The 23,422-nt window shown below is 39.0% G+C and carries 21 protein-coding genes; 2 read left to right on the top strand and 19 right to left on the bottom strand.

Features of this window, described 5'->3' with window-relative positions; all coding sequences use genetic code 11:
- Position 1: 1 nt before the first annotated feature.
- From ispE to ABJG98_RS08960, 8 genes are all read right to left on the bottom strand, one after another.
- Positions 2–790 carry a 4-(cytidine 5'-diphospho)-2-C-methyl-D-erythritol kinase gene (gene ispE, locus ABJG98_RS08995; RefSeq protein WP_348279172.1) on the bottom strand — a complete coding sequence of 263 codons (789 nt, stop codon included), beginning with the start codon at positions 788–790 and terminating at the stop codon, positions 2–4.
- Between the two features lie 47 nt (positions 791–837).
- Positions 838–1,650 (bottom strand): SDR family oxidoreductase, encoded by an 813-nt coding sequence (locus ABJG98_RS08990; protein ID WP_348279171.1) that lies wholly within the window; start codon positions 1,648–1,650, stop codon positions 838–840.
- 118 nt (positions 1,651–1,768) lie between these two features.
- Positions 1,769–3,421, bottom strand: a complete 1,653-nt coding sequence (recN, locus tag ABJG98_RS08985) for a DNA repair protein RecN (RefSeq protein ID WP_348279170.1) — start codon at positions 3,419–3,421, stop codon at positions 1,769–1,771.
- 25 nt (positions 3,422–3,446) lie between these two features.
- Positions 3,447–4,334: a DUF4835 family protein gene (locus ABJG98_RS08980; protein ID WP_348279169.1), complete on the bottom strand. Its 888-nt coding sequence runs from the start codon at positions 4,332–4,334 to the stop codon at positions 3,447–3,449.
- Positions 4,331–5,521 (bottom strand): bifunctional phosphopantothenoylcysteine decarboxylase/phosphopantothenate--cysteine ligase CoaBC, encoded by a 1,191-nt coding sequence (coaBC, locus tag ABJG98_RS08975; RefSeq protein ID WP_348279168.1) that lies wholly within the window; start codon positions 5,519–5,521, stop codon positions 4,331–4,333. The genes ABJG98_RS08980 and coaBC overlap by 4 nt, the downstream gene beginning before the upstream one ends.
- 10 nt (positions 5,522–5,531) lie before the next feature.
- Entirely contained in the window at positions 5,532–5,864 is a 333-nt protein-coding gene (locus tag ABJG98_RS08970) for a DNA-directed RNA polymerase subunit omega (RefSeq protein ID WP_348279167.1), read from the bottom strand.
- A gap of 10 nt (positions 5,865–5,874) precedes the next feature.
- Entirely contained in the window at positions 5,875–6,681 is an 807-nt protein-coding gene (bamD, locus tag ABJG98_RS08965) for an outer membrane protein assembly factor BamD (protein WP_348279166.1), read from the bottom strand.
- A gap of 60 nt (positions 6,682–6,741) precedes the next feature.
- On the bottom strand, positions 6,742–8,376 hold the full coding sequence (locus ABJG98_RS08960; RefSeq protein ID WP_348279165.1) for an OstA-like protein: 1,635 nt from the start codon (positions 8,374–8,376) through the stop codon (positions 6,742–6,744).
- A gap of 75 nt (positions 8,377–8,451) precedes the next feature.
- Between ABJG98_RS08960 and tilS the strand changes: the two genes are divergently transcribed.
- Both tilS and ABJG98_RS08950 read left to right on the top strand, forming a co-directional pair.
- Positions 8,452–9,711 carry a tRNA lysidine(34) synthetase TilS gene (gene tilS, locus ABJG98_RS08955; protein ID WP_348279164.1) on the top strand — a complete coding sequence of 420 codons (1,260 nt, stop codon included), beginning with the start codon at positions 8,452–8,454 and terminating at the stop codon, positions 9,709–9,711.
- 33 nt (positions 9,712–9,744) lie between these two features.
- Positions 9,745–10,956 carry an FtsX-like permease family protein gene (locus tag ABJG98_RS08950; protein WP_348279163.1) on the top strand — a complete coding sequence of 404 codons (1,212 nt, stop codon included), beginning with the start codon at positions 9,745–9,747 and terminating at the stop codon, positions 10,954–10,956.
- Here the strand turns inward: ABJG98_RS08950 and ABJG98_RS08945 are convergent, their stop codons facing one another.
- From ABJG98_RS08945 to ABJG98_RS08895, 11 genes are all read right to left on the bottom strand, one after another.
- Complete coding sequence (locus tag ABJG98_RS08945; protein WP_348279162.1) at positions 10,957–12,810, bottom strand: cation:proton antiporter; 1,854 nt, start codon at positions 12,808–12,810, stop codon at positions 10,957–10,959.
- Between the two features lie 78 nt (positions 12,811–12,888).
- Positions 12,889–14,610 carry a tetratricopeptide repeat-containing sensor histidine kinase gene (locus ABJG98_RS08940; RefSeq protein ID WP_348279161.1) on the bottom strand — a complete coding sequence of 574 codons (1,722 nt, stop codon included), beginning with the start codon at positions 14,608–14,610 and terminating at the stop codon, positions 12,889–12,891.
- A 28-nt stretch (positions 14,611–14,638) separates the two neighbouring features.
- Positions 14,639–16,360: a hypothetical protein gene (locus ABJG98_RS08935; RefSeq protein WP_348279160.1), complete on the bottom strand. Its 1,722-nt coding sequence runs from the start codon at positions 16,358–16,360 to the stop codon at positions 14,639–14,641.
- A gap of 131 nt (positions 16,361–16,491) precedes the next feature.
- Entirely contained in the window at positions 16,492–16,686 is a 195-nt protein-coding gene (locus ABJG98_RS08930; RefSeq protein WP_348279159.1) for a YwbE family protein, read from the bottom strand.
- On the bottom strand, positions 16,686–16,925 hold the full coding sequence (locus ABJG98_RS08925) for a hypothetical protein (RefSeq protein ID WP_348279158.1): 240 nt from the start codon (positions 16,923–16,925) through the stop codon (positions 16,686–16,688). Before ABJG98_RS08925 ends, ABJG98_RS08930 begins: the two co-directional genes overlap by 1 nt.
- 48 nt (positions 16,926–16,973) lie before the next feature.
- On the bottom strand, positions 16,974–19,544 hold the full coding sequence (locus tag ABJG98_RS08920; protein ID WP_348279157.1) for an FtsX-like permease family protein: 2,571 nt from the start codon (positions 19,542–19,544) through the stop codon (positions 16,974–16,976).
- A complete protein-coding gene (locus ABJG98_RS08915) occupies positions 19,537–19,866 on the bottom strand; it encodes a helix-turn-helix domain-containing protein (RefSeq protein WP_348279156.1) in 330 nt (109 codons plus the stop codon). The genes ABJG98_RS08920 and ABJG98_RS08915 overlap by 8 nt, the downstream gene beginning before the upstream one ends.
- Before the next feature lie 122 nt (positions 19,867–19,988).
- Positions 19,989–20,435 (bottom strand): YHS domain-containing (seleno)protein, encoded by a 447-nt coding sequence (locus ABJG98_RS08910; RefSeq protein WP_348279155.1) that lies wholly within the window; start codon positions 20,433–20,435, stop codon positions 19,989–19,991.
- A 12-nt stretch (positions 20,436–20,447) separates the two neighbouring features.
- Positions 20,448–20,789 (bottom strand): hypothetical protein, encoded by a 342-nt coding sequence (locus ABJG98_RS08905; protein ID WP_348279154.1) that lies wholly within the window; start codon positions 20,787–20,789, stop codon positions 20,448–20,450.
- Positions 20,790–20,858: 69 nt separating this feature from the next.
- Positions 20,859–21,818: an AraC family transcriptional regulator gene (locus ABJG98_RS08900; protein WP_348279153.1), complete on the bottom strand. Its 960-nt coding sequence runs from the start codon at positions 21,816–21,818 to the stop codon at positions 20,859–20,861.
- Between the two features lie 75 nt (positions 21,819–21,893).
- Positions 21,894–23,405, bottom strand: a complete 1,512-nt coding sequence (locus tag ABJG98_RS08895; RefSeq protein ID WP_348279152.1) for an NFACT RNA binding domain-containing protein — start codon at positions 23,403–23,405, stop codon at positions 21,894–21,896.
- Between the last annotated feature and the right edge of the window lie 17 nt (positions 23,406–23,422).

The raw sequence follows: 23,422 nt of genomic DNA, 5'->3' as shown, positions 1-23,422 counted from the left end.
TTTACAATTTCATCCACTTCCAGTCTGAAGTCTTAATTGGCTCTTCAAAAATTCCAAATACGGTACTACCACTGCCAGTCATTGAAGCATAAGTGGCGCCAGTATCGTACATATCTTGTTTGAGTTGCCCGATTTCACCATGATTAGGAAAAATAGAGTCTTCAAAGTCATTGCCAATCGAATTCTTCCATTGGCTTATTGGATTTTGAATGAGGTCAGCAATTGATTTTTCATTTGCTTGAGGCGCAACTCCAGCATAGGCTTCTTTTGTTGATACATGAATGCCCGGATTGTGAAGTGCTATGTGATAGTCGGAAAGATTCAGCTCGATTGGAGTCAGCTTTTCACCACGTCCCTCTGCGATAGCAGGATGGTTCTTAATGAAGAATGGACAATCACTTCCGAGCTTTGATGCATAATCCTCAAGATGCAAGTCAGTCAGATTGAGGTCAAACAAATCATTGAGCATTTTCAAAGTGAATGCACCGTCAGCTGAGCCACCTCCTAGTCCTGCACCCATCGGGATGTTTTTCAGCAAGTGAATCTCAACAGGAGGGATGCCGTGATCTTCTTTGATTAAATCATAGGCCTTTACACAGAGGTTAGCAGAGGAATCTCCTGGAATGTCTAAACCATAACTGTGAAAAGCAAAAGAAGCTGCTTCTATCACCTCCAGACTGTCGCACCAGGGAATGGGATAAAAGCAGCTTTCGATGTTGTGATAGCCATCTTCCCGTTTGCTCACAATGTTGAGCCCAAGATTGATTTTGGCATTGGGGAAGGTGATCATTTTAGTTGCAAGTTTAGAGATACTAGCTATTTATAGCTTACCTCCTGTTACTTTGATAATTCATCAACCATCGCATCTGTGATTCCTGAAGCAGAGAATCCACCGTCGTGCATCAAGTTCTGCATGGTCACCATTTTGGTAAGATCCGAGAACATAGTGATGCAGTAGTCTGCACAGCTTGCTGCATCTGCATTCCCAAGTGGTGACATTTTATCTGCGTAGTTGAAGAATACATCAAAGCCAGGAACACCTGACCCTGCTGTGGTCATCGTAGGTGATTGTGAAATGGTATTGACCCGTACCTTCTTGCTTACTCCCAATCTATATCCATAACTTCGGGCTATGGACTCAAGCAAAGCTTTGGCCTGTGCCATATCGGAATAATCTGGGAAGGTTCTTTGTGCTGCGATATACGATAGGCCGAGGATTGATCCCCACTCATTCATTGCATCTAGCTTCTCGGCAGTCTGCATCATCTTGTGAAAAGATAAGGCGGAAACGTCAAGCGTTTTCTGGAACCAATCGTAGTTTAGGTCACCGTAATCTTTCCCTTTTCTTACATTCGGGCTCATGCCGATTGAGTGGAGAACGAAATCGATTTTACCACCAAGAGCTTCTTGAGACTTGTTGAACAGATTTTCCAAATCTTCCATTGAGGTAGCATCGGCTGGAATAATCTCCGCACTACATTGCTCACCCAACTTATTGATTTCTCCCATTCGCATGGCTATAGGAGCGTTGGTTAGCGTGAATGTAGCACCTTGTTCATGAGCTTTCTCAGCTACTTTCCAGGCTATTGAATTTTGATCCAAAGCGCCAGAAATGATCCCTCTTTTTCCTTTCAGTAGATTATGTGACATGTTATTTCTTGATTATTCTTGATAGATAGTCTTTCTGAACTTGTTTCAGAATCCAAATATATCTCAGTATGAACAGACCCTGAAATAAATTCAGGATGACACTCTAAATAGGAATTGATTAAAGCTGTAGCAACTCCTTTGCACTCTCCATGGCTGAAGTTCCCGGGTTTTCTCCACCAATCATCTTTGCGATTTCTGTAATTCGTTCTTGATCAGCGAGTCTTTTGATTCGACTGACTGATCGGTCGGAACTGTGATCTTTGTAAACGTAATAGTGCGCATCGCCACCAGCGGCAAATTGTGGAAGGTGGCTTATACTAATTACCTGATGATTTCTTGCCATATGCTTCATCATGCGTATCATTTGTAGCGCTACTTCTCCGGAGACACCTGTGTCGATTTCATCGAAGATGATGGTAGGCATGGCAGTTTTGTCAGCAATTAAGAATTTTACTGCAAAAATCAAACGTGAGAATTCCCCACCTGAAGCCACTTCTTTAAGTTCTTGCGGTTTGATTCCTTTATTGGCGCTGAAATGCATTTCTATCAGATCCATACCCGAAGGGGATGGATCGGTTGGGCCCACTTTGATTTCTATTGTACCATTTTCAATACCTATCTGATGAATAATCTTCTCGATTTCATCAGCGAAATTGAGTGAGAAAAGTTTTCGTGATTCTGTTAGTTTGCCAGCGTGTTGTAGCATTTCTTTCTCAGCAATTTTCAGGACTTTCCTGGCTTTCAGAATGGCGTCATCGAGGTTAGCTACTTGGCTTAGGCTCTTGTCAAGGTCATCACGAATTTCTACTAATTCAGAAACTGTCAAGACACTATGCTTTTTTTGTAACCTAAATAGTAAATCCAAACGATCTTTTAACTCCTGAATCTTTTCAGGGTCGTGCGCTACTTTATCCTGGACACGCTGCATTTCACCAAAAATGTCGGTCAATTCAATTGAAGAACTTTCCAGTCTGTTGCTCAACTCTTCCAACTCTTTGGAATAGGATGAAATCGAGTTGATCAACGATTTTGATTCGGTTAGTTGCTGAAGAATAGCGACCTCCGATTCATCGAGTAGGTGAATGATTTGTGAAAGTTTGAGTTTGATGTCTTCCGCATTCTCTAAAATTTCAAGCTGACTTTCTAATTCTTCCTGATTTAAATCATCAAGTTGCGCTTCCTGAAGTTCACTCAGCAAAAACTGCTTGTAGTCGGAATCTTCAGCACTTTGCGCGGCAAACGATTCAAGCTTATCCAATTCTTTTTTTGCTATCGAATAACTTCTAAATGCCTCTCGATAGGTGGAAATTAATTCAGGGTGAGATGCAAAAGCATCCAGCGCACTGAGTTGATATGTATTACTACCGAGCTGAAGCGATTCATGTTGTGAGTGCACATCCATGAGTTTTTCGCCAATTGCTTTCAGTGCGCTCAGGTTGGTGGGTGTGTCATTTACAAACGCTCGGGACTTTCCGGATGGACTGATCTCCCTTCGTATGACACATTCTGTTTCATAATCCAGATCTTCAGCATCAAAGATTTTTTTCAATGTGTAGGAAGAAATATCAAAGACACCTTCTACTATGCATTTCTGGGTTTCATCCAAGAGTACCTTGGTATCCGCTCGTTTACCGAGAAGCAATCCTACTGCACCAAGCATAATAGATTTTCCAGCTCCGGTTTCACCTGTGATGATGTTTAACTTGGGAGAAGGAGACATTTCCAATTCCTGAATGAGGGCGTAATTCTTTATCTGGAGCGACTTGATCATAAATGGGTCACAAAGATATCAGAGACTACTCAATCAACGCCTTATATTCGTCGGTTCTTGAAGGATCAATATTGCTGAGCAAATTGTAAGCTTGTCTCCGTGTTGCCAGGTTTGATTCTGAAAACAGCTGCTGAAGCTCACCTGACTTAGCATCCATGAAGCTTATGGTAAGAATAGATCTCGGCCTGGCTCGATTGGCTCGTTGGATATCTGAGAGTGCTTGTAAAATAACCTTTTCTGCTTGCTGACGATCCTTAGTGATGATGTCAAGACCATTTCGGTGATAGTTGTATAATGCTTTCCTTATCGGCTCCAGTTGTGGGTTTTGCACATTTTCGATGAGCCAGTATCGATTTCTCACACTATTGAATTGTTGCCAGCCGGTGTAGCTTGTTTGCTGTGCATTGTTAACAATTTTGAAAGCGTTCTGAAAGTGCGGTGTTCCTCCCATCTCAGAAAAAGTATCGTAATCAAATCCAATAATCATATAGGCGTAATATGCCAACATGGATGTGATGTTGCTAGTGAACGTATTTTCATTGAATCGTAAGGGTTGCGATTGAACATATTCAAAATCCCAATCTCTGTCTGCAAAATTGATAAGTACAGTTTCGTACCCCGAACCATAAACGGGACGACTGGAGAGCACTTGTACAGAAGCTTTAAATACACCAATACTGGGCATTTCCGATATGGTAATTACCAAATTGCAGTTTATTACCTCTTCTTCTTCAAAAGCATCATTTGTCCATTTTGTGGTATTGAGAAACTGTGCAAACTCAGTTTCCATTTCTGTGAATACTGCACGTTCTGTAGTTTGTACCTGCAGGGCATTTACAATTACCCGACAGTTGAGTTCCTGCGAAAATGAGATGCTGGCTATGAAGATTAAAGCGAGTCCGAGAATTTTCATTTGAAGTTTTTTATAACATAATCAACAATATCCTGCGCCACGTCAGTCTTACTTTTCAACTCAAATTTGTGTTCGTTATTGTTTTTATCAAAAAAGGTCACTTTGTTGGTGTTGCCTTGAAATCCAGCACCCTTGTCATTCAAAGAGTTTAGGACGATGAGATCAAAATTTTTCTTCTTCAGTTTTTCTTTGGCATTGTCTTCCTCATTGTTAGTTTCCAGAGCAAAGCCTATATGGAATTGATTCTTTTTCTTCTTGCCTAGCTCAGCGGCTATGTCGGGATTCTTTACAAGATTGATCTGAAGTGTGTTTTCCTTCTTTTTGATTTTTTCTTTGGCGGGATTTTCAGGACGATAGTCTGATACTGCTGCAGAAAACACGACTATATCAGCTTTGTTGTGATGTTTGGAGGTTTCAGCTAGCATCTCATGGGCGGACGCCACCTTAATCAAAGTTCCGTTTGTTGGAAAATAAGTGGCGGGGCCGGACACCATGATTATTTCTGCACCAGCTTGTTGAAAGGCATTGGCTATTGCTGAGCCCATCTTTCCAGAAGAATGGTTACCAATAAAACGTACAGGGTCTATTGCTTCAAATGTGGGGCCAGAGGTGATCAGCACACGTTTTCCTTTTAAAGCTTCCGCATTAACAAACTTTTTTTTTACCAACTCAAGTAGTTCTTCAGGCTCAGCCATACGGCCCTGACCTGAAAGTCCGCTGGCCAATTCTCCGTCGCGAGCTTCAATTACCTCATTGCCAAAAGATTGTAGCTTTTTTAAATTCTCCAGAGTGGTTTGGTGTTGGTACATGTCCAAATCCATGGCGGGAGCTACCATAACCGGGCATTTGGCGGAGAGGTAGGTTGCCAGCAATAGGTTATCACAAATGCCATTGGCCATTTTACCGAGTGTGTTTGCGCTCAGTGGAGCAACGAGCATTAAGTCTGCCCACATACCTAGCTCGACATGGTTGTGCCATTCACCAGTGGATTTATCGAAATATTCGGAATGAACAGGATTTTTAGAAAGTGTGGCTAAAGTCAAAGGAGTGATGAAGTCTTTAGCACTTGCGGTCATGACGACCTTTACTTCTGCGCCTTCTTTTACCAAAAGCCGCACAAAAAAAGCGGTTTTATAGGCCGCTATTGACCCACAAACCGCTAATAATATTTTCTTACCCGCCAACATGGCGACTAATTTATGCTAATTCTGAACCAGACTCGTCTACTTCTTCTGGTAATCTGAAATTAAGCTCACCATTCAAAAACTCCTCGATTGCCGAAGTTGTTGGTTTAGGCATGCGCTCGTAGAATTTTGAGATTTCAATTTGCTCCCTGTTCTCGAAGATTTCTTCCAAATTATCTACTGAAGAAGCAAATTCTGCAAGTTTGGAATTAAGCTCTTCTTTTTGATTTGCGCTGATTTGTCTTGCTCGCTTAGCGACAATTACCAAAGACTCATACAAATTGCCTGTTGGCTCTAAAATATCTTGGTTGTCTCTTGTAATTAGTGAAGAAATAATGTGCTGCATTTCGTGCTTTTTAATTTGAATCGGCAAATTTAGTTATTTCTTCGATGCAATTAGCATAAATCTTCTCTGCATCTTTTAAAAATTTGCTATTTGGATTCTTATCCAGGAATGTCAAGTAGAATTCTATTGTGTTTTTATACCGCTCTTCTTGTCTATTTCTGATACTTTCTTTAGCGTAATCGAAAGAAGTTTCTATTTGTAGATAGCTCACTTCTTCGTTGTAATGTGAGTCTGGAAAGTCTTTGGAGAAGTTGTCATAAACTACCAACGCAGCTTTGTACCTTCTAAGCTTGTAGTACAGTTTACATTGCTCATACGCCTTTTTTTCAAGCTTTTGCTGCAGTTCATCAATGATCTTATCGGCTTCCTTTGCGTAATCAGAAGCAGGATACTTATTGATAAATTTTTGCATTGCTGCCACAGCCTCATAGGTCACCGTCTGATCCAACTGGTAATCTGGTGATTGAAGATATAACGAATACGCATGCATATAAGCTGCTTCCATCACATATTCTGAGCGGCCATAAATTCGCACAAATTCATCAAAGTGATGAGCACTGAGGATGTATTGTTTTTGATAATAGTAACTGTATGCCAGATAGAAATTACCAAGTTCGGCCTCCGCTGTACCTCGGATAATCGGCAGAATATCTTCTAAGAGAATGATTGTTCGATGATAATCTTCCTTTTCATAATATGCCAGCGCAGCTTCATACTTTACTTTCCAGTCTCCACTTTTTTGAATCTTGCGAAATTTGCTGCAGCCAACTACACTCACGGCTATGATCAACAAGAAAAGTATTCGAATTTCCCTCATAATTTTTTAATAGGTCGGCAAAACTAAGGACTTATACATTAAACGGAAACAAGGATTGAATCATTCACCCTTGCCTTTAAGGGTTTTTAACATTTTACTATCTTTTTTGGATCTACGTTCCAGATCAATTTTCTCATTTGGAATGGGCTCTACAACATCTTTTTGTTTATTGGGAACTGGAATTTCATCGTATAGCAAATCTTTTAGCTCAGGGCGTTGATCACCTCTCCATTCGAATCCACCTAGTTTTTGGACATCTGTCGTCAATTCGTGTGGTGGAATAAATCGGGCTTCGGGCTGAATGTAAAAAGAGATATTATCTAGCTTCTCATTTTTAAATCGAATTGTCATATCACTGCACAAAATTCGATTCATACCTAATACGAAAATGTTTGTTGGATCATTTTCATCGAGCACATAATAAATGCTTTCACCATTGCCATTCACATAGATTCGATCAATTTTCGATTGTTTAAAAATGGCCTTCATGGTTCTTCCTTTAATTTGATTATAGTTCTGAATGGTATCTTCAGTAGCTAAAAAGGCACTTTGTAGCAAAGACATATTTTTAATCTCCTTCTTCGTCACCTCCATCACTACCGTGTCACCTTCAAGTTGATTGTTTAGGTTCCAAAAAATTGGCTCCTCATAAAAGAAGAGAAGTGAGTCTTTAAGGAAATAGGAAGCGGAATCCGCAAGACCTTGAAGGTTTGTTTTCCAGATTCTAACATTATTAAAAGCTAATATTCTCTTCAAGGAATCATACTCACTTTCAATGGAAACGAGTGTGTCTGCGGCCACATACAGCGTATCTTTCTGCAAGTACCTCTTCATAAGTGCATTTCCATACACTTTACTTATTCCATTGTTTTTGTCTGAGTATCCATCATTACCCGTAATGACAATGTCTTCATTTTTAGCTGTGAGTTTAACATTGCCTTTAGCTTTATAGTATTTGCGAAGATCATCAAAGAATAGCGCATCGCCTTCCATGTAGTAGTCGATCGTCTCAACGGTTCCACTCACAAATTCGGATTGATCAATTTGAGTTCGGAATGTACCACCTTTGGCATGCAAAATGGATTCGTCTTCAGTAATAATGGTGGTCTTGCCTTCTGTCACTGCTATTTTGGGCGCCGTATTATATCTGAGCGTATCTGATTTCAGCACATAATCTGGAGCTGTTAGAACTACACTCTTGTAGAACATTGCATACTTCTGAAGACCATAGTAGTATCCACTGTTACTTGTTAGGATATTTACAGAGTCTTTTAGCTTACCGCCATTGTAGTAATTTCCCACTTCTGTATCCATGTTGTAATCGAGAAAATCGGTAGTAAGTCGTTGATCTCCCTTGGTGTAAACGACATTTTCTCTAAGCTTAGAAGTTCTGTCTTGCCCATTGTAAATCAACTTTTTTGAAGTGATTGTTACTGAGTCGTCTACTATGCGTACATGGCCGAATGCTTCCATTACATTGTCCTTTACATAGTAGTATGAGCTATCGCAGTACATGGTTGAGGTCTTCTGTGCAAAAACCACGTTTCCAATGAGGCGTCTGATCTTCTCGCCATTTTTTCGAAATTCAAATAAATCATCAGCTTTGTATTTGATTCGATCCACGTTTTGAGCTTGGGTACTCATAGCGGTGAGAAGAATGATGAAAACAAAAATGGTTTGGATTAACTTCCGCATTCGGCAAAATTAACTTATCAAGTCGTGCAATCTTTACAAAAACAGTTCCATGATTTCATTATAACCAATCATTTGGTGAAGAAAGACGAAAAAGTGCTGTTGGCTGTCAGTGGTGGATTAGACTCGATGGTGATGGCCAATCTATTTCTTGCTGTGGAAATACCTTTTGCAATCGCACATTGCAACTATGGATTGAGGGGTGAAGAGTCTGACGGTGACGAAGCTTTTGTTATGGACTGGGCGGATAAGAACAATATCAATTGCCACGTTAAGGCATTTGATATAAGTAACGGATCCGTACAACTGGATGCCAGAAATGCCAGGTATCAGTGGTTTAGTGAGTTGATTTCTGAGTATGGCTTTGGTAAAGTCGCTACCGCACATCATTTGAATGACTCCTTGGAAACCCTCTTGATCAACCTTACACGTGGTACAGGTATCAGAGGAATTGCAGGCATTTCTGTTAAAAATACCAATGTAATTCACCCGCTACTTTTTGCGGATAAGAAAAGACTTCACGACTATGCGATGGATCAAGGGCTGGAATGGAGAGAAGATTCCAGTAATACTAAAACAGATTATGATCGCAACCTGCTAAGACATAATGTAGTGCCTGAATTGCTCAGGCTAAATCCATCATTGCTTAAGACCTTTAGCTTAACGATGGAAAGGCTGACATATACTTCAGAGATTGTGGAGCAAAAAGTAGGAGAGGTAAGAACACGATTCTTACTTGAAGAAGGTAGTGGATTTCAGCTTGATTTAAGTTGGATAAATACGCAATCAGATGAGCTTGTCCTTGCTGAACTTCTGGTGCCATTTGGAGTAAACTATGTAACTGCCAAGGAAATTTTTGAGGCACGAGGTAAGGCAGGGAAGAGTTTTCCAGTAAACGATTGGTTGATCACGATGGATAGGAGTACCATTTTTATTGATAAAGATGATATGGAGAAAACAGCAGAAATTGTAATTGATTCAGCAGGGGAGTATTCCACAAAAGAAGGAAGGTTTATTGTAGAAAAGGTTGCAAAAGAAGATGTTGTATTTGGAACTTCACATATTGCACATTTCGATGCTAATAAACTTCATTATCCATTTTTGATACGTTCATGGAAAGAAGGAGACAGGTTTCAACCTTTAGGCATGAAAGGAGAGAAGAAAGTCAGTGATTATTTAATAGATGAAAAAATACCGCTTGCCTCCAAGAAAGCCGTTTTGGTTTTAGAATTCAAAAAGAGAATTGCATGGCTAGTTGGTAAGCGTATTTCTGAAGCTTTCAAAATTTCTGACGCGTCTACAGATTTCATTAAAATCACATTTGTAAAGGCAGGTTAGTAACATTTTTGGCGCTCACCTCATCGTGACTATATGTTAAACATCATCCACACGTTTAAAACTGCTTTTCATAATGCTAGGAGCAACCTTTTCCATACGCTATTATCCGTACTTGGGATGGTTATTGGGGTAGGAGCTCTCGTTGCAATTCTATCATTAATTGATGGAATGGAGAAGTATGCACATGATCAAATATCAAGAACCACTTCTCTGGAAAGTGTGACGGTATCAACGATTACAACAAAAAGAATAGACAATATCAATGTAAAGAAAACTGACTATCAGTACTTCGATTATCCTGTTTTTGTTGAGATGCTAGATGGCCTTAATGGGGTCGAGGGATATTTAAAATATCAGGATTCTGGATTTATTCAATTGAATGACACTACACAAAGAGGCGTGCTGCTAACTGGGATAGTGGATAGATGGAACGATCGATTAAGGCAAATTTCGGGAAGGTTTATTTCTACGGATGATTTAGAGCAGAAGTTGTCCAACGTTGTGATCTCTAATGAGCTTGCAATTGCAATGGCTTTAGATACAACCAAAGAAACTTCAATAGGTAAAATTTCTTTCAAAGAATCAGAATTCAATATTGTAGGGATTATAGATGCTCCATCCAATAATCTGGAAATTTTTTGTCCCATCACATTGATTTCTGATGAAGAATTAATGGATAAGCCACCAGGTGTGGTTCTTATGGCAGCAACTGTTGAGAAAGTTCCAGAGATCGAGAATGAGGTAAAAGATTTTCTTAAACAGAAATTCGGATCAAAAGCGGAAGATTTCAGGGTCGTGACGAATGGGTTTCGTGTAGAACAAGCCAATCAAGGGTTCTTGGTTTTTAGGTTAATTATGGGATTAATTGTTGGTATCTCAGTATTGGTAGGAGGTATTGGCGTGATGAATGTTTTACTTATATCTGTCACTGAGCGAACTGCTGAAATAGGTGTGCGGAAAGCTGTAGGAGCCAAACGCAAGGATATTGTCGTTCAGTTCTTATCCGAATCTTTAAGTATTAGCTTCATTGGAAGTTTCCTGGGTTTATTACTTGGCGTATTATTTACTATGGTCGCCGTACCAATAGTAAAGCATCTCACCAAGATGCCTTTTGAAGCTGCTTATACACTAGATACGCTCTTTATAATTATGACGGTATCTATCTTAGTTGGAATTGTATTTGGAACTTACCCCGCCATGAAAGCTTCCAAATTGGATCCTGTTGAGGCCATCCGAAGAGAATAGTTAGTGCTCCAGAATCTTTCTGAAATCAGTGAGTGCGGTGGTATTGCCAATAACTGTCATCACATCGCCAATCAGCAAATGGGTATCTCCATGCGGGATGAAAATTTCATCTTTACGTCGCTGTATCACGAGTGAACCAGATGGAGGGAAGGCAATTTCTTTTACCAACTTTCTGTGGATTTCTTTTTTTGTTATTTGAATTTCTTCCACACGATACATTCCGAAGCTTTCTTGTACAGTACCAACAGAATTAGGCCTGGTGACCATACCTTCAATATGACTTGCCAAAACTTCATCGTGATCGACAATCTTTAACTGACCCTGCGGATCAATGAGATCATGTGAGGCTCCTTGTTTCCGGGTAATAATCTTTGTGTGGTTAAGTTCATTTTTGATGTATCTGGTAATTTCCAAATTCAACAATCGAGACTCCATAAGCACTATAACCAAATCAGTCGGTCTAAAATGAAGGGTATTTAAAAACTGCGAATCTATTTTATCGACATCTTCATGTTTGATGCCTTTCTTGTCGAATTCGTGAATTATGTCTTTATTTTGAAGGTAGGTAATGGATGATGAGTCATGCATATTTAATCGCTCAGCCAAAAATAAACTAGCTCTGCTTCCACCAAAGATGTAGATGCCATGATGTTCCTCTTTTTTATTGCTAAACATCTGATAGATCAAAGGAGAAATCAGACTTACAATAATGGAAGAAGCTACAATTCCGGCATTGTCGGCGGAGGTAATTACACCAAGGGATAAACCTACCTGAGCAGCAGCAATGGTCAAGCCCATTCGAGCGGTATTTAAAACTCCACCAGCTATTGCTCGCTTCACTCCGAAGATTCGAGTCATTACCAATGACGGTAGTACTTGAATAAAGTAGAAGCTAAATACCAATATGAGTATCAATGGAATAGACTCCTTGAAGTTGCTTAGAGCTGAAAGATCCAGGTTAACCCCTACCATGATGAAGAAGATTGGGATGAAGAAACCGTAGCTCATTCCATCCAGCTTAAATAGCAAAGCAGATCTTTCTTTGCTAACAAACATGCTTAGAAGTGCTCCAGCAAAGAAGGCCCCCATCACATATTCAGTATCAATGAGGTGTGCCACTATGACGAAGAGAAGGAGAAGAACCACAGCTCCACGAACTCTGATCTGACTAGCTGCGTGTTCCAAAGTGTATAGAAGCTTCTGAAAAACCCGATTCTGCAAAAGCTTTTTACCAAGAATATAAGTGATAACAAAAACGATGAAAATAACCGAGAATAGCAGGAGTTCTACCTGAAAGCCATTCTTTAAAACACCAGAGTAAATGGAAATTAAGATGATACTCATGACGGTGGCAATGGCACCCTGCATCAGCAAAACCTGACCAAATCGTCGAGTTAGTTCTCCTTCGGCTTTAAGAATTGGTACGGTGATACTTACAGCAACTGTCGGTAAAATAAGTGTATAAAAAACGATATCTATATCAATAAACTTACTTATCAGCCATGCAACTAGTAGTGATAGGATAAGAGATCCAAAGTAGATAATAATGGCCATGATAAGGGTGTTGCTCACCATGTCAAACATCCGAATCTTACGCGGAAAAGATGAAATAATTTTATTGATATCAATTTCTAGCCCAGCGAGAAAAATTAGAATGAGAAAGCCAGTTTGAGCCAGGAAATCCATGTATGGAGTTTCCTCCATCAAATCCAAAACATATGGGCCTATTGCTACTCCCAAAACGATCTTGACCACTACTGCTGGCACTTTGGTTATCTCCAGCCACGAAAGTAATAGTGGTACTAGCCAGGCAATAACAAAAATGATAAATAATGGTCCGTAATTAATGTCCATAGTTAGGTTGAGTGAGTAACATCAACCTCCAAAATAGGTAAAAAATGATTAGTAGTAATGCGGGCTCTTTGGAAAAACTCAATGTGTGTCGTTGTCCCAGACAGGTAATGTCATGTAGAATACGGTTCCCTTCCCAACTTCACTCTCACAGCGTATTTGACCGTTCATTGCTTCAATATATTTTTGGGAAATAGTCAGACCTAATCCGGTAGATTCTAGATCTCCATTCTTTAACGGTTTAAAGGTCTCGAATAAATAAGCTATATCTTCTTTATCCATTCCAGGACCTTCGTCTTTAATGAAAATTTCAAAGGATCCATTGCTTCGTGTGGCACCTAAGTAGATAATGGAATTTTCAGGTGAATATTTTACAGCGTTGTAAAGAACATTCTCTATAGCTTGGGTCAAATATATTTTGTCGCCGATGATAAATGTATTCTCAGGGATCTGAGTGGTGTCGAATTTGATGTCTTTTTCTGATGCTGCTAAACTTTGTGACTGGACGTTATCTTCAAGCACCTCTTTTATCTGAAGTTTTTCCTGAACTACATTGAGTTTTCTGCTTTCGATGGCACCCGCATCTAATATTTTGTGAACCATATCACGATATCCTTTTGAAGATTTTTTCAGTACACTAACCAGGTGGTTAAAATCCTCAGGTAGTTTGTCTTCATATTGCTCTAAAATTTGGGAAAGTGAGCTTAAGTCATTGATGGGCTTCTTGAGGTCATGAGCAACCATACTCATCATTAGATTTTTCTCCTTATTTACCGCTGATAATTCCTCATTCTTTATAGACAGGTAACTGCCTTGCTTTTGAATTTCTTCCTTCTGTTGAATGATTTGGTGATTTTGTTCGGCCAGGAGGATATTTTTTTTCTTCTTTTGACGATACTGAACGTAGAGAATGATCAAAAAGGTGAGTGTAAGTCCTATAATGGTGATGAGACCGTTTCTGAGCAGGCGTTCTTTTTCCAATTGTGTCTTTTGCTCACGAAGAGTTACTTCATTCAGTTTAAGCTGCAGTCTTTGGCGTTCAGCAATTTCTTGTGCTCGTAAGAGCGAATCCTGGGCCACTTGAAGTCTGAAATTACTACTTTCAAGTGCCTTGTCAGTTTTAGCTTTTTCTGTTGCAATTTCAGCTACTTTTTGCTGCGATTCAGTTTGAATTTTCTTGGATTGTTCATCTCGCAAAAACTTATCTACAGTTGAATAAAGATCGAAGTATTCAATCGATTTTTCAGAGTTACCAAGTGCCTGATAGCACTCATACAAGATTCCATAGCAGCGTTTGGTACTATTTATATCACTTAGTTCCTGGGCAAAACCAAGAGCTTCTAAGGCCAATTCATTGGCTTCTTTATTTCGCCCTAAGCTTTGACTAACAGAAGCTGCATTTATAAGGCCGGAGAGGATGTAATTCTTTTGATTTAATTCTTTGGCTAGCAATATGCCTTGATTAAAGGCTTGTAGAGCTTTTTCATATTGCTCATTGTCAATTCTAACAAGCCCCAAATTGAAGTAGGCGCTTTTAATTCCATTCTTATTGCCTACTTTTTTGTTGTGTGTAATAGACTGTTCAAAAAAGGATATGGCTTGATCAAACGTATGATTGTTCCAATAGATATAAGCGATTTTGCCACTTACTCCGGCAGCATTATCGTATTTAGATTCATCCAATGCCTTTTTAAGCGCTTGTTTATAATGATCGACCTGACTAGCAGCTTCGCCACTAAGATCTTGCGCGACAATACATGTGGCAATGCATAAGAAAGCAACATATAAATATGTCTTACTCAAATAAAGCATGTCTCAAAATTAATGTTCATTATTCAATGTAGAATACGATTTCTTTTTGATTTTCATTGCCTAGCTTATCAATTACGGATACGTTTATTCTGTAAAGCGTATTCTTTTTGAAATTTTCAATCAAGCTACGATATGGTTGCATAGAGCTACCATTCACCTGATAGCTGATTTTATCTAATCCAGCTTGCTTATCAGTTGACGAAAGAAATAAAACCACATGAGGTGGATAAACTTGGACGGTTTCTCCATCAATGACTTTCGACTTGTTGCTATTGATACTAAACCTATTGAATACTTCTGGCCCTTCATTATCTACAATGCAAATCATACGCTCAGTGCTTGAATTAGATAAATTATCATATCCATTATAGGTAATGATATGAAAGCCATCCAATTCAATATTGAATGGTTCAGTGTACGTACTTGAGGCTCCATTATCAATTTGATAATCGATTTCCTTGAATCCAGAATCATCATCATTCCCATTTAATTTGATGGATGTGTCTTTAGTGATGAAAACAGTATCCTTTAGCATAAAAGAAGGCCCGGTTACTGAATGTTGTAGTTTGGGTCCTGCAAGATCTACATAGCTAATGAGGTTATTCTTGTCAGAAAATTCGGTGGTTCTCAATCTATTGTTGACCTTATCCATCACCAACACTTCAATGTTGAGATTTCCTGGTTCCGAAAGGTAGAATGGACTTTCATAAAGTTTAAACTCTCCACCATTTATGGAGTATCGGACTTCTTTTACGCCTGCTTTGTTATCCATAGCAACAAGTTTGAGTTTAGTTCTTCCTGAGTAGTACTCTTTACCATTTGCAATAAAAGTGGTGCCAATAATTTCGTCTATTACTCGCGGTGCTGACTTGTCTAAGAAAAAGCTATAGATTTTCTTTTCTTCATTATTATCAACATCATCAACAGCAAAATATGTGATGGTGTGCTCGCCCTCGCTCAAACCAGCCATTGATATTGGCTTTGAGAAGAGATAGGTTTTACCATCATCAATGGTATAGAAAATTTTAGTTTTTTCAGATGAATTATCCAAAGCCTCAAGTTGTATGGTGCTTCTAACAGATAATACATCATCTGAAAGATCACCATCTATATCCAAATTACTAACTGGAGCGGAGTTGTCTATGATGATATTTGCCGTTAGAATTTCTTCAGCATTGCCAACATTGTCTACAGCATAGTATTGCATTGAATTCGACTTTTCTTCACTAAGATTAATGGGATTGGTGTATTGTTGAAATGGAGCATTGTCGATAGAATAATAAATGGCAGCAATCCCAGAAGTTTCATCACTTGCAGTTAGCAAAACGCTGCCTGATTTCATAGTGACTTTTCCATCTTTATTCGAGACATTACCTGACTCATAATTGATTTTGGTTTTCGGTGCTTTACTGTCGGCATATAATTCAAAAATGACCTCTGCCTTTGGAGATACAACTTTCTTTGTTTCCGGATCTACTTGCCAAGGAGATCTTATGGTATTATAACCTTCTGAATCAAGGTACATGGGGCTGCTGTACATCGGGTTTTTTCCTTCTAAAATCTGACGATCACTTCCATCTGGGGAAGATGAAATGCTTAGATAGACCGGCAAGTCTTTGTTGACATAGACTTTACCATCTCCGTCTTTGAATATTTTTTTTTCATGCTTCGCACTTTCTTGCGCCTGTAGTTCAAAGAATAGAAACGATAAGGCGGAGATTATAAAGACTCTGATGCTCATGATAATTTTGGTTATTTAGTGGTTCTGTTCACTAATATATACCGTAGCACGAGCCATAATTTTTTTTATAAGACGGATAGGAAGTCACAATCGACTAATGAGCATATAAAACGACCAACGTTTTTTCTAAACTATCCTAAAATCTGCTTTACCCTCCCTACAATTCCGTCTTCTAGCATTACTTTGATGCCATGCGGATGGTTAGGAGATTTTGTTAAAATTCGTTTGACAACACCTTCTGTAAGTTCGCCAGTACGTTGATGATGCTTTTGAACTACCGCCACATCAGACCCAATATGTATCTCACTTCTCTTGCTTCCTTCCATTAGGCTTTGATTCGCATTTGTACCAACTTGAAAGAAGAAAAAACCACCCAAACAAAATTGACTGCTACAAAGGGGAATGCGCCATTCATGTATGCATTGTAAAGAAGCAGAAGTGATCCAATAAGATTGAGCAGTAAGTATGCGTTAGATTCTGCATGAATTTTTTGAAAGATATTAAGCGCAAAACCAACAAGTAAGCATCCAGCTCCCAGCCATCCAATGAGTTCTAGTATAGACATAGTCAAATTATTGAATAGCGAAAGTAGGCTCCTTTTTTGTAAATGTTCTTACTCGTCTTTTAAGTATTGTATTGGATTAGTTTTTACTACTTTGAAAACTTGCGAAATAATAGCAACTAAGGAGATGGCTATAGTAATGACAGCAGTGAATCCTATAATTCCAATTCCGAAATCGACGTGATACGGATAATTTTCCAGCCACTTATTGATGAGCAAGTTGCCGATAATAAGCCCACCGGCTAATCCTATAGTGATAATCAGCAAAAATTTTCTGGTAAAGACTTTATAGAGATTCCCTGAGGACGCACCAAGTACCTTGCGAATACTTATCTCTTTTAGTCGCTGATTGAGTTGCAATCCTACAATTCCCAACAACCCCATTGCTGCCAGGAAGATGGAAACGAAACAACCAGTAGCCAATAACTGCATCATTCGCTGCTCTTGCTGATATGCTCTCATGTAGGCCTCTTCCAGAAAACTGAATTCAAATGGGAATGGATCAAAGTGTTTGGCCCAAATGGTTTCGAATTTTTCCTGATTGAAAATCGTTCCCTCGCTGAGTTTAAAATAAACTGATTGAAGGGGATAGGCTGGATTTTGATAGATAACCAGCGGATCCACAACATTTTTTGCAGACTCAAAATGATAATTTTCTACTACACCAATGATTTTTGGATTTTTGAGATCCCCATATTCAAAGGGTACTATTTCTCCTATTGGGTTTTCCAAGCCCATTTTAGAGACAAAGGACTCGTTTACAAGTATGGCCTGACTGGCATCAGAACTAATTTTAGGATTAAAATTTCTTCCTTGTAAAATTTTAATATCCAGCAAGTTCATTAAATCGTTGTGAATGCGAAGGTGACGAACATCAAATTGATTTTCACTCTTCATGCGAGTGCCGTTATAACCTGAAATGGCAGCAACGCTGGCTACTTCAGGCATTTGCGACAGTTCATATACAAATGGTGTAATCTGGCTTTCGTCGGCAGGAATGTAGTCCACATAAATAACATTTTCATGATCGATTTTAATGTCGAAAGTGGTGAGGTATTGAATCTGACTATTCATGGTGAGCATACCTGCAACTAAGACCGTAGCGATAACGAATTGAATGCCTAGCAATGACTGTGTAATCCATTTGCCAGACTTGATTTTTTGTTCTCCTTTAAGACTTTTTATGATTTTGAACCGTGAAAGCACAGCGGCTGGATATACGCCACTAATGAATGCAACGCCTACTAGGATGCCGATGGCACCTGAGATAAAGTGCCAATCTGCAAGATAACTGAGACCATAATCTTTTCTTACAAACGAAGAGAAGCCGGGAAGCATACTTATCATAAGTATGAGAGCCAGAGCTCCAGAAAGGATTGCAGACATGAAAGATTCCGTAATTAGCTGACTGAAAATGCTGCTTTTCTCTGCACCTATAACCTTGCGGAGAGCAACTTCTCGAGCACGATTGATGTACAGAGAGATATTAAAATTGGCGTAATTGATCATAGAGATGATAAGGCAAAAAAGACCAATTCCGGCAAAGAGCTTGATCATTAAGGTACTTCCCCCTCGTGAGATTCCATTGTAATGACCGTATTCTTCATTTAGATGAATTTCGGAGATAGGCTGAAGTTTTAGAATAACCAATGCACCTTCTTCATCTGGTTCGTTTTCCTGATGCAGAACATTCATTTTTTCTTCCGCACTGGCAAGGGCTGAAGGGTCTTTCAGCTTAACCAAAGAGTTCATATTTATATCAAACCACTGATTGAGCCTCCGTTGAGGTGCGTTGGACAAATAGTTGGAATATGACATAATCAGATCTCTGCGCACTGAAGTATTTTCAGGAATATCCTGATATACGCCACGAACAATAAAGTCTTCAAATTCTTCGCCTCTGATGAGCGATATAATAGAACCTACAGCTTTACCCCGGAGATCCAACTTACCCGCCAGACTTTCTGAAATAATGACGTCATTGGGTTGGTCAAATTTGTTTGCAGTGCCTTCCAGAAAGGACAAGTTGAGGTAGTTTATCATTGCTAAATCAGCCATTATAAACGACTGACCAATAGTCTCTTCATCTTTTCTGATCAATCCATAGTCGGACTTAAATCGGGCGATGCTTTCAATTTCAGGAATTTTTTCTTCAAACTGAATAGACATTATGTTGGAGCTTCCTCCAATGTAATGAACATCATCTCCACGGTGGAAGTCTACAACAATTCGATAGAGTCTTTCATGGTCTGGCAAGTGTTTATCAAAACTCATCTCATCATTTGCATGCAGATATGCCAGCCAGCTAAAGGAAATTCCAAGTGCAAGACCAAGGATGTTAAGGCTTGAGTAGAGTTTGTGCTTTTTCAGAAATCTCCATCCTGTTTTAAGGTAGTTTCGGTACATCATGAGGTATTGATTTAGATAGTTGATAGGTCTGAGGGTTGATAATCGAAGAGATCGGATTACTTCGAAAATGAAGAGCCATCTGGCTCGAGCAATCCCTTTCTGCTCGGTTCTCCAATGGAACGCTTCGTGCAAATCACCTTGTACCTCTTCTAATAGGTGCGGTGCACAAAGTCTTTGGATTAACCAATCGGCCCATTTTGGAGGACTATGCATGGGCATAGTTAAGTGACGGTTTAGTTACACTTTTCCAAAGTTTGACTTTTGCTTCATTTAAGTCACTTACCAATTTGTAGGCAGTAGGTGTTGCCCAATAGATTCGTTTTCTTCTCCCACCTCTTTCAGCAGTAGGCTGACCAAATTCAGATTTGACCCAGCCTTTCTTTTCCATTCGTTTCAACACTACATGGATGGCAGGAATAGAAATGTTTTTGCTAAGTGCATCTTCATATTCTTTAGCTATGTCTACACTGTTGATTTTCTTATTCCCAAGTAAAATCATCAAGACAATTTCTTCAAGTGATCCGATTGACTCCATTAGATTAATAAATGTTTAAGTAATCAGTACGAATATGATTAATAAATGTTTAAGTAATGCATAAAAAAAGGGCGAAAATTATTTTCGCCCTCAAACATTCACCATAATTGGACTTTCAGAAACTATTTTGATTTTAGCTTCTTCCAGTTTTCGTTGGCATTTTTCACCATATTATTATGCCCTTTTTCATTCCATACTTGCTTTGCATCCACTTCTACGCTATTTAGGAATAAATAGTATTTACCATCATTTACTATGAACTTGGTTGGATCTACTCTAAATTTTGCTCCTATAGCTACTCCTGTCGCACACCAGCCTCCATATTGGGGTTGATATTTGCTAGGGTTTGCATCAAAGGTCTTTTTTTGTTCTACTGATGTAAAGAAGTATTTCACCCCATTTACTTCAGATACGAATTCCTTCGAACCTCTCTGTGCCAATTCCAAATCCAAGTAGGAAACTGGACTGTAGCCATTCAAAGCTATTTTGCTATCATCGGTGTTATATTCTTGTGCTGATGCTACAAAAGCACATAGAACCATTAAAAATGCGGTCGTGATATTTTTCATTGCATTTAGATTTTAGTTTTGAAAATAGGTTTCGTTTACTACTAAGCCATCTTCCCATTCTCTACGGATGACTTCATGCCATTTGATTTCGCTCCCATCCTTCATATTGAAGTGAAACCGAAATTCAGACATACTGACATCTTCTCCTATGGAGCTGTTTAAAAGAGAGATCTCGTTTACTTGAGCTATGCTTCCGACAAAACCTGTTAGTTTTTGAACAGCCTGCTCCCGGGTGGAGGTCTCTGATCCATCTACATCTTTGGTATGAGCACTTTCATCAAAGAATTTGGCTACTGCTTGAGGAATCTCTCCTCTCAGTACCATGTTGTCCATTTCTGATACTAATTCTTGCATTGTTTTTTAATTGTTTATTGACAATGCAAATCAAGGATGGAAGGACGCCTCGCTGTTTACAAAAAAATCCTAATTGATGGTACTTTTTTCAATGAATGATGACGCAGTGATACCAGTGTGATGCTTGAAAAAGTTAGAAAAATGACTGACTTCTTCAAATCCAAGTTCGAACGCAATGGATGTGACAGATTGGCCTTCTTCAAGATGTACCTTAGCTCTTGAAATTAGTTCAGCTTCTATATGTTTTTTAGCAGATGTTCCAGAGCAAGATTTAATGATGCGGCTAAAGCTCTTAGGTACAAGATTCAATTCATTGGCATAATAGGCTACCGAATGATTCAAGTGAATGTGCGCGCTTAGCAAAGATTTAAAATTTCGTAAAATTTGTTTTTCGCGTGGCCTTTCTTCAATTGTCCGAACAAATTCTCCAGGACTGAGTGTGGTATTATTACGAAAGAATCTGCAAAAATATGAGGAGTCTTTAAAGCCCAAAGAATAGGAAGTCTCTTTAATCGACCCACCTGTTTCATAGAGCACTTGTCTGGACTTGTTAATCAGTTTGTGGTTTTTCCACTGGTACAAGGTAAGTTCAAGTTTTTGTCGTGAAAGCCTCCTTATTTCATCATAAGAAAGCAGTCCGTTTTTTAAGTCAATAGTTGCTTCTATGTTCTGATCTAGCCAATCGCTCGTATCAAACAAGAGGTCAAGTTCTTCATCTGTGGTATTAAATGGGTTTAATTTCTTCCATTTTTCGCTGGAATGATCAAGCACGGTTTGACTATCTGTAGATCTTATTTTTTCATCAGCATCTACATGTCCTAGCGTGAGTACTTGAGAGAATAGATATCTATAGTGACTTGGAGATTTAGGACTTACTGCAATACATTGGCTTGCTTGATCGGCAATAATAAATTGACCAGATGGAATGAAAACTGCTGATTCCTGATCAAAATGATAGGATTGAAAATTCAATTCGATGGAAGAATTTTCAGGTATAAGTAAAATGGATGGTTCCTTACTCTTTTCCATTGCTATGAATTTACGTAAGGCAATATTTTTAGTGTCTTGAAGTCGAGAGGAAGTAGGCGGATTGTCACTTAAGCGTCAAAGATTAGCCGGCTCAACCATGACAATTTCTTCTTTTTCTACAATTACCTGACCTGCTGGAGCTCCTTTCATTTTTCTTACGAATTTCTTCTGAGTATAGATGACAGGACAAAGCGTGTCGGTTTTCCTTTTGGAATTGGCAGCAGCCAGAGCCGCTGCTTTTTCAATAATGTGTGAGGGGAAGTTATGCCCTGGTTTTTGTCGTATGACTACATGTGAACCCGCAACATCCTTGGCATGTAGCCACAAATCATTTTTATTAGCCACTTTCAGCGTAAGCACATCATTGGCTTTCGCATTCTTGCCGAGTAGAATCTGCCAACCATCGACTTCAAATTCATGATAGGGAAGGTTTTCTTCTTTATTTTTTTCCTTCTGACTTAGTCCATGATCTTTAAAATATTTTCTAAGTTCTTTGATATCTTCTATGTCTTGAATGTAAAGAATTTGCCTGCTTAGCTTGTCGATCAGTGTTTCTTTTGCTGCGATATTTTCTTTCAAGGTATCGATTTCTTGATGTCTGTTTTTTGCTTTTCTGTATAGATTTTCAGCATTTTTCTGCGGACTAAGTTCTCTATTGAGCTTTATTTCAATTGATTGATCATTGTAAAAATCAAAGAGTACAGCTTTAGTTAATCCTGTTTGTAGGCTGTTAAGGTTGGCCATTAGGATGTTTGCAATCTCTTCAGGACTTCTGGAATTCTCAACCTGAGAAAGCTTACTTCGAGTTTTAAAAATGTAGCTTTCAGATTTTTTGATACGCTGTTTTAGTTTGTTGATTCCTTCTGACCTTTCTTTTTCAAAGTAGAAGCTGCGGGCTGTTCTATTGTAAAGTTGGTTGCTGGCAGCTATGGCATTCTCTGCTTTTTCGTCGCTTTCAAGTAATAGGCTAATTGCGGGGCCTTTACGAAGGAAGATTGGGTTTTTATCCAGTGCACTTAATAACTCTTGGAACAATATCCACTTACGTTGATCGGTTTCCTCATAAAATCCAGTCTGTTCAAGATAGATTTTCACTTCCTTGCCTAAGGCTGGAATTAGTTCAATGGGATTGCCTCCATGCACAGCAAATTGCTTCTGCGAAATTTTAATTTCTTTATGAAGTGCAGTTGGGTTGATTTCTAAATCTGGAGTAAGGGCTTTTCTGAAGATACTGCTAACCGTACCATTTTGGACGAATAGAATATTTGCTCTGCGTGCATGCATCTTAAAAATCAATGCTTCGCTATCGAATGCTATTTGAAAGGATCTTTCGTATTTGAAAACAGACACACCTGACACGGTTTGATCCAACAAATCAGGAAATAGATTTGCGCTGTTTTTTCCTGCACGGGCGAATTGATCTGGAAACGAGAGAAGCGAGACATTAGGGTCCAGGTTGGCTCGAATGTAGAATTCTCTTTTTGAATCACCAAAGCACAAAATCAGCTCGTCTTTGTTTTGCGAAAAGCACTCGAGCAATGCCAATCCTTTTAGGGCTGTCTCTAGTTCGGGTGCGAGTCTTTTCAAAAAGAAGTAATTATGAA

Source organism: Ekhidna sp., assembly GCF_039960695.1.
In the GTDB taxonomy this organism is placed as follows: Bacteria; Bacteroidota; Bacteroidia; order Cytophagales; family Cyclobacteriaceae; genus Ekhidna.
This window is presented reverse-complemented; position numbering and strand designations above follow the sequence as displayed.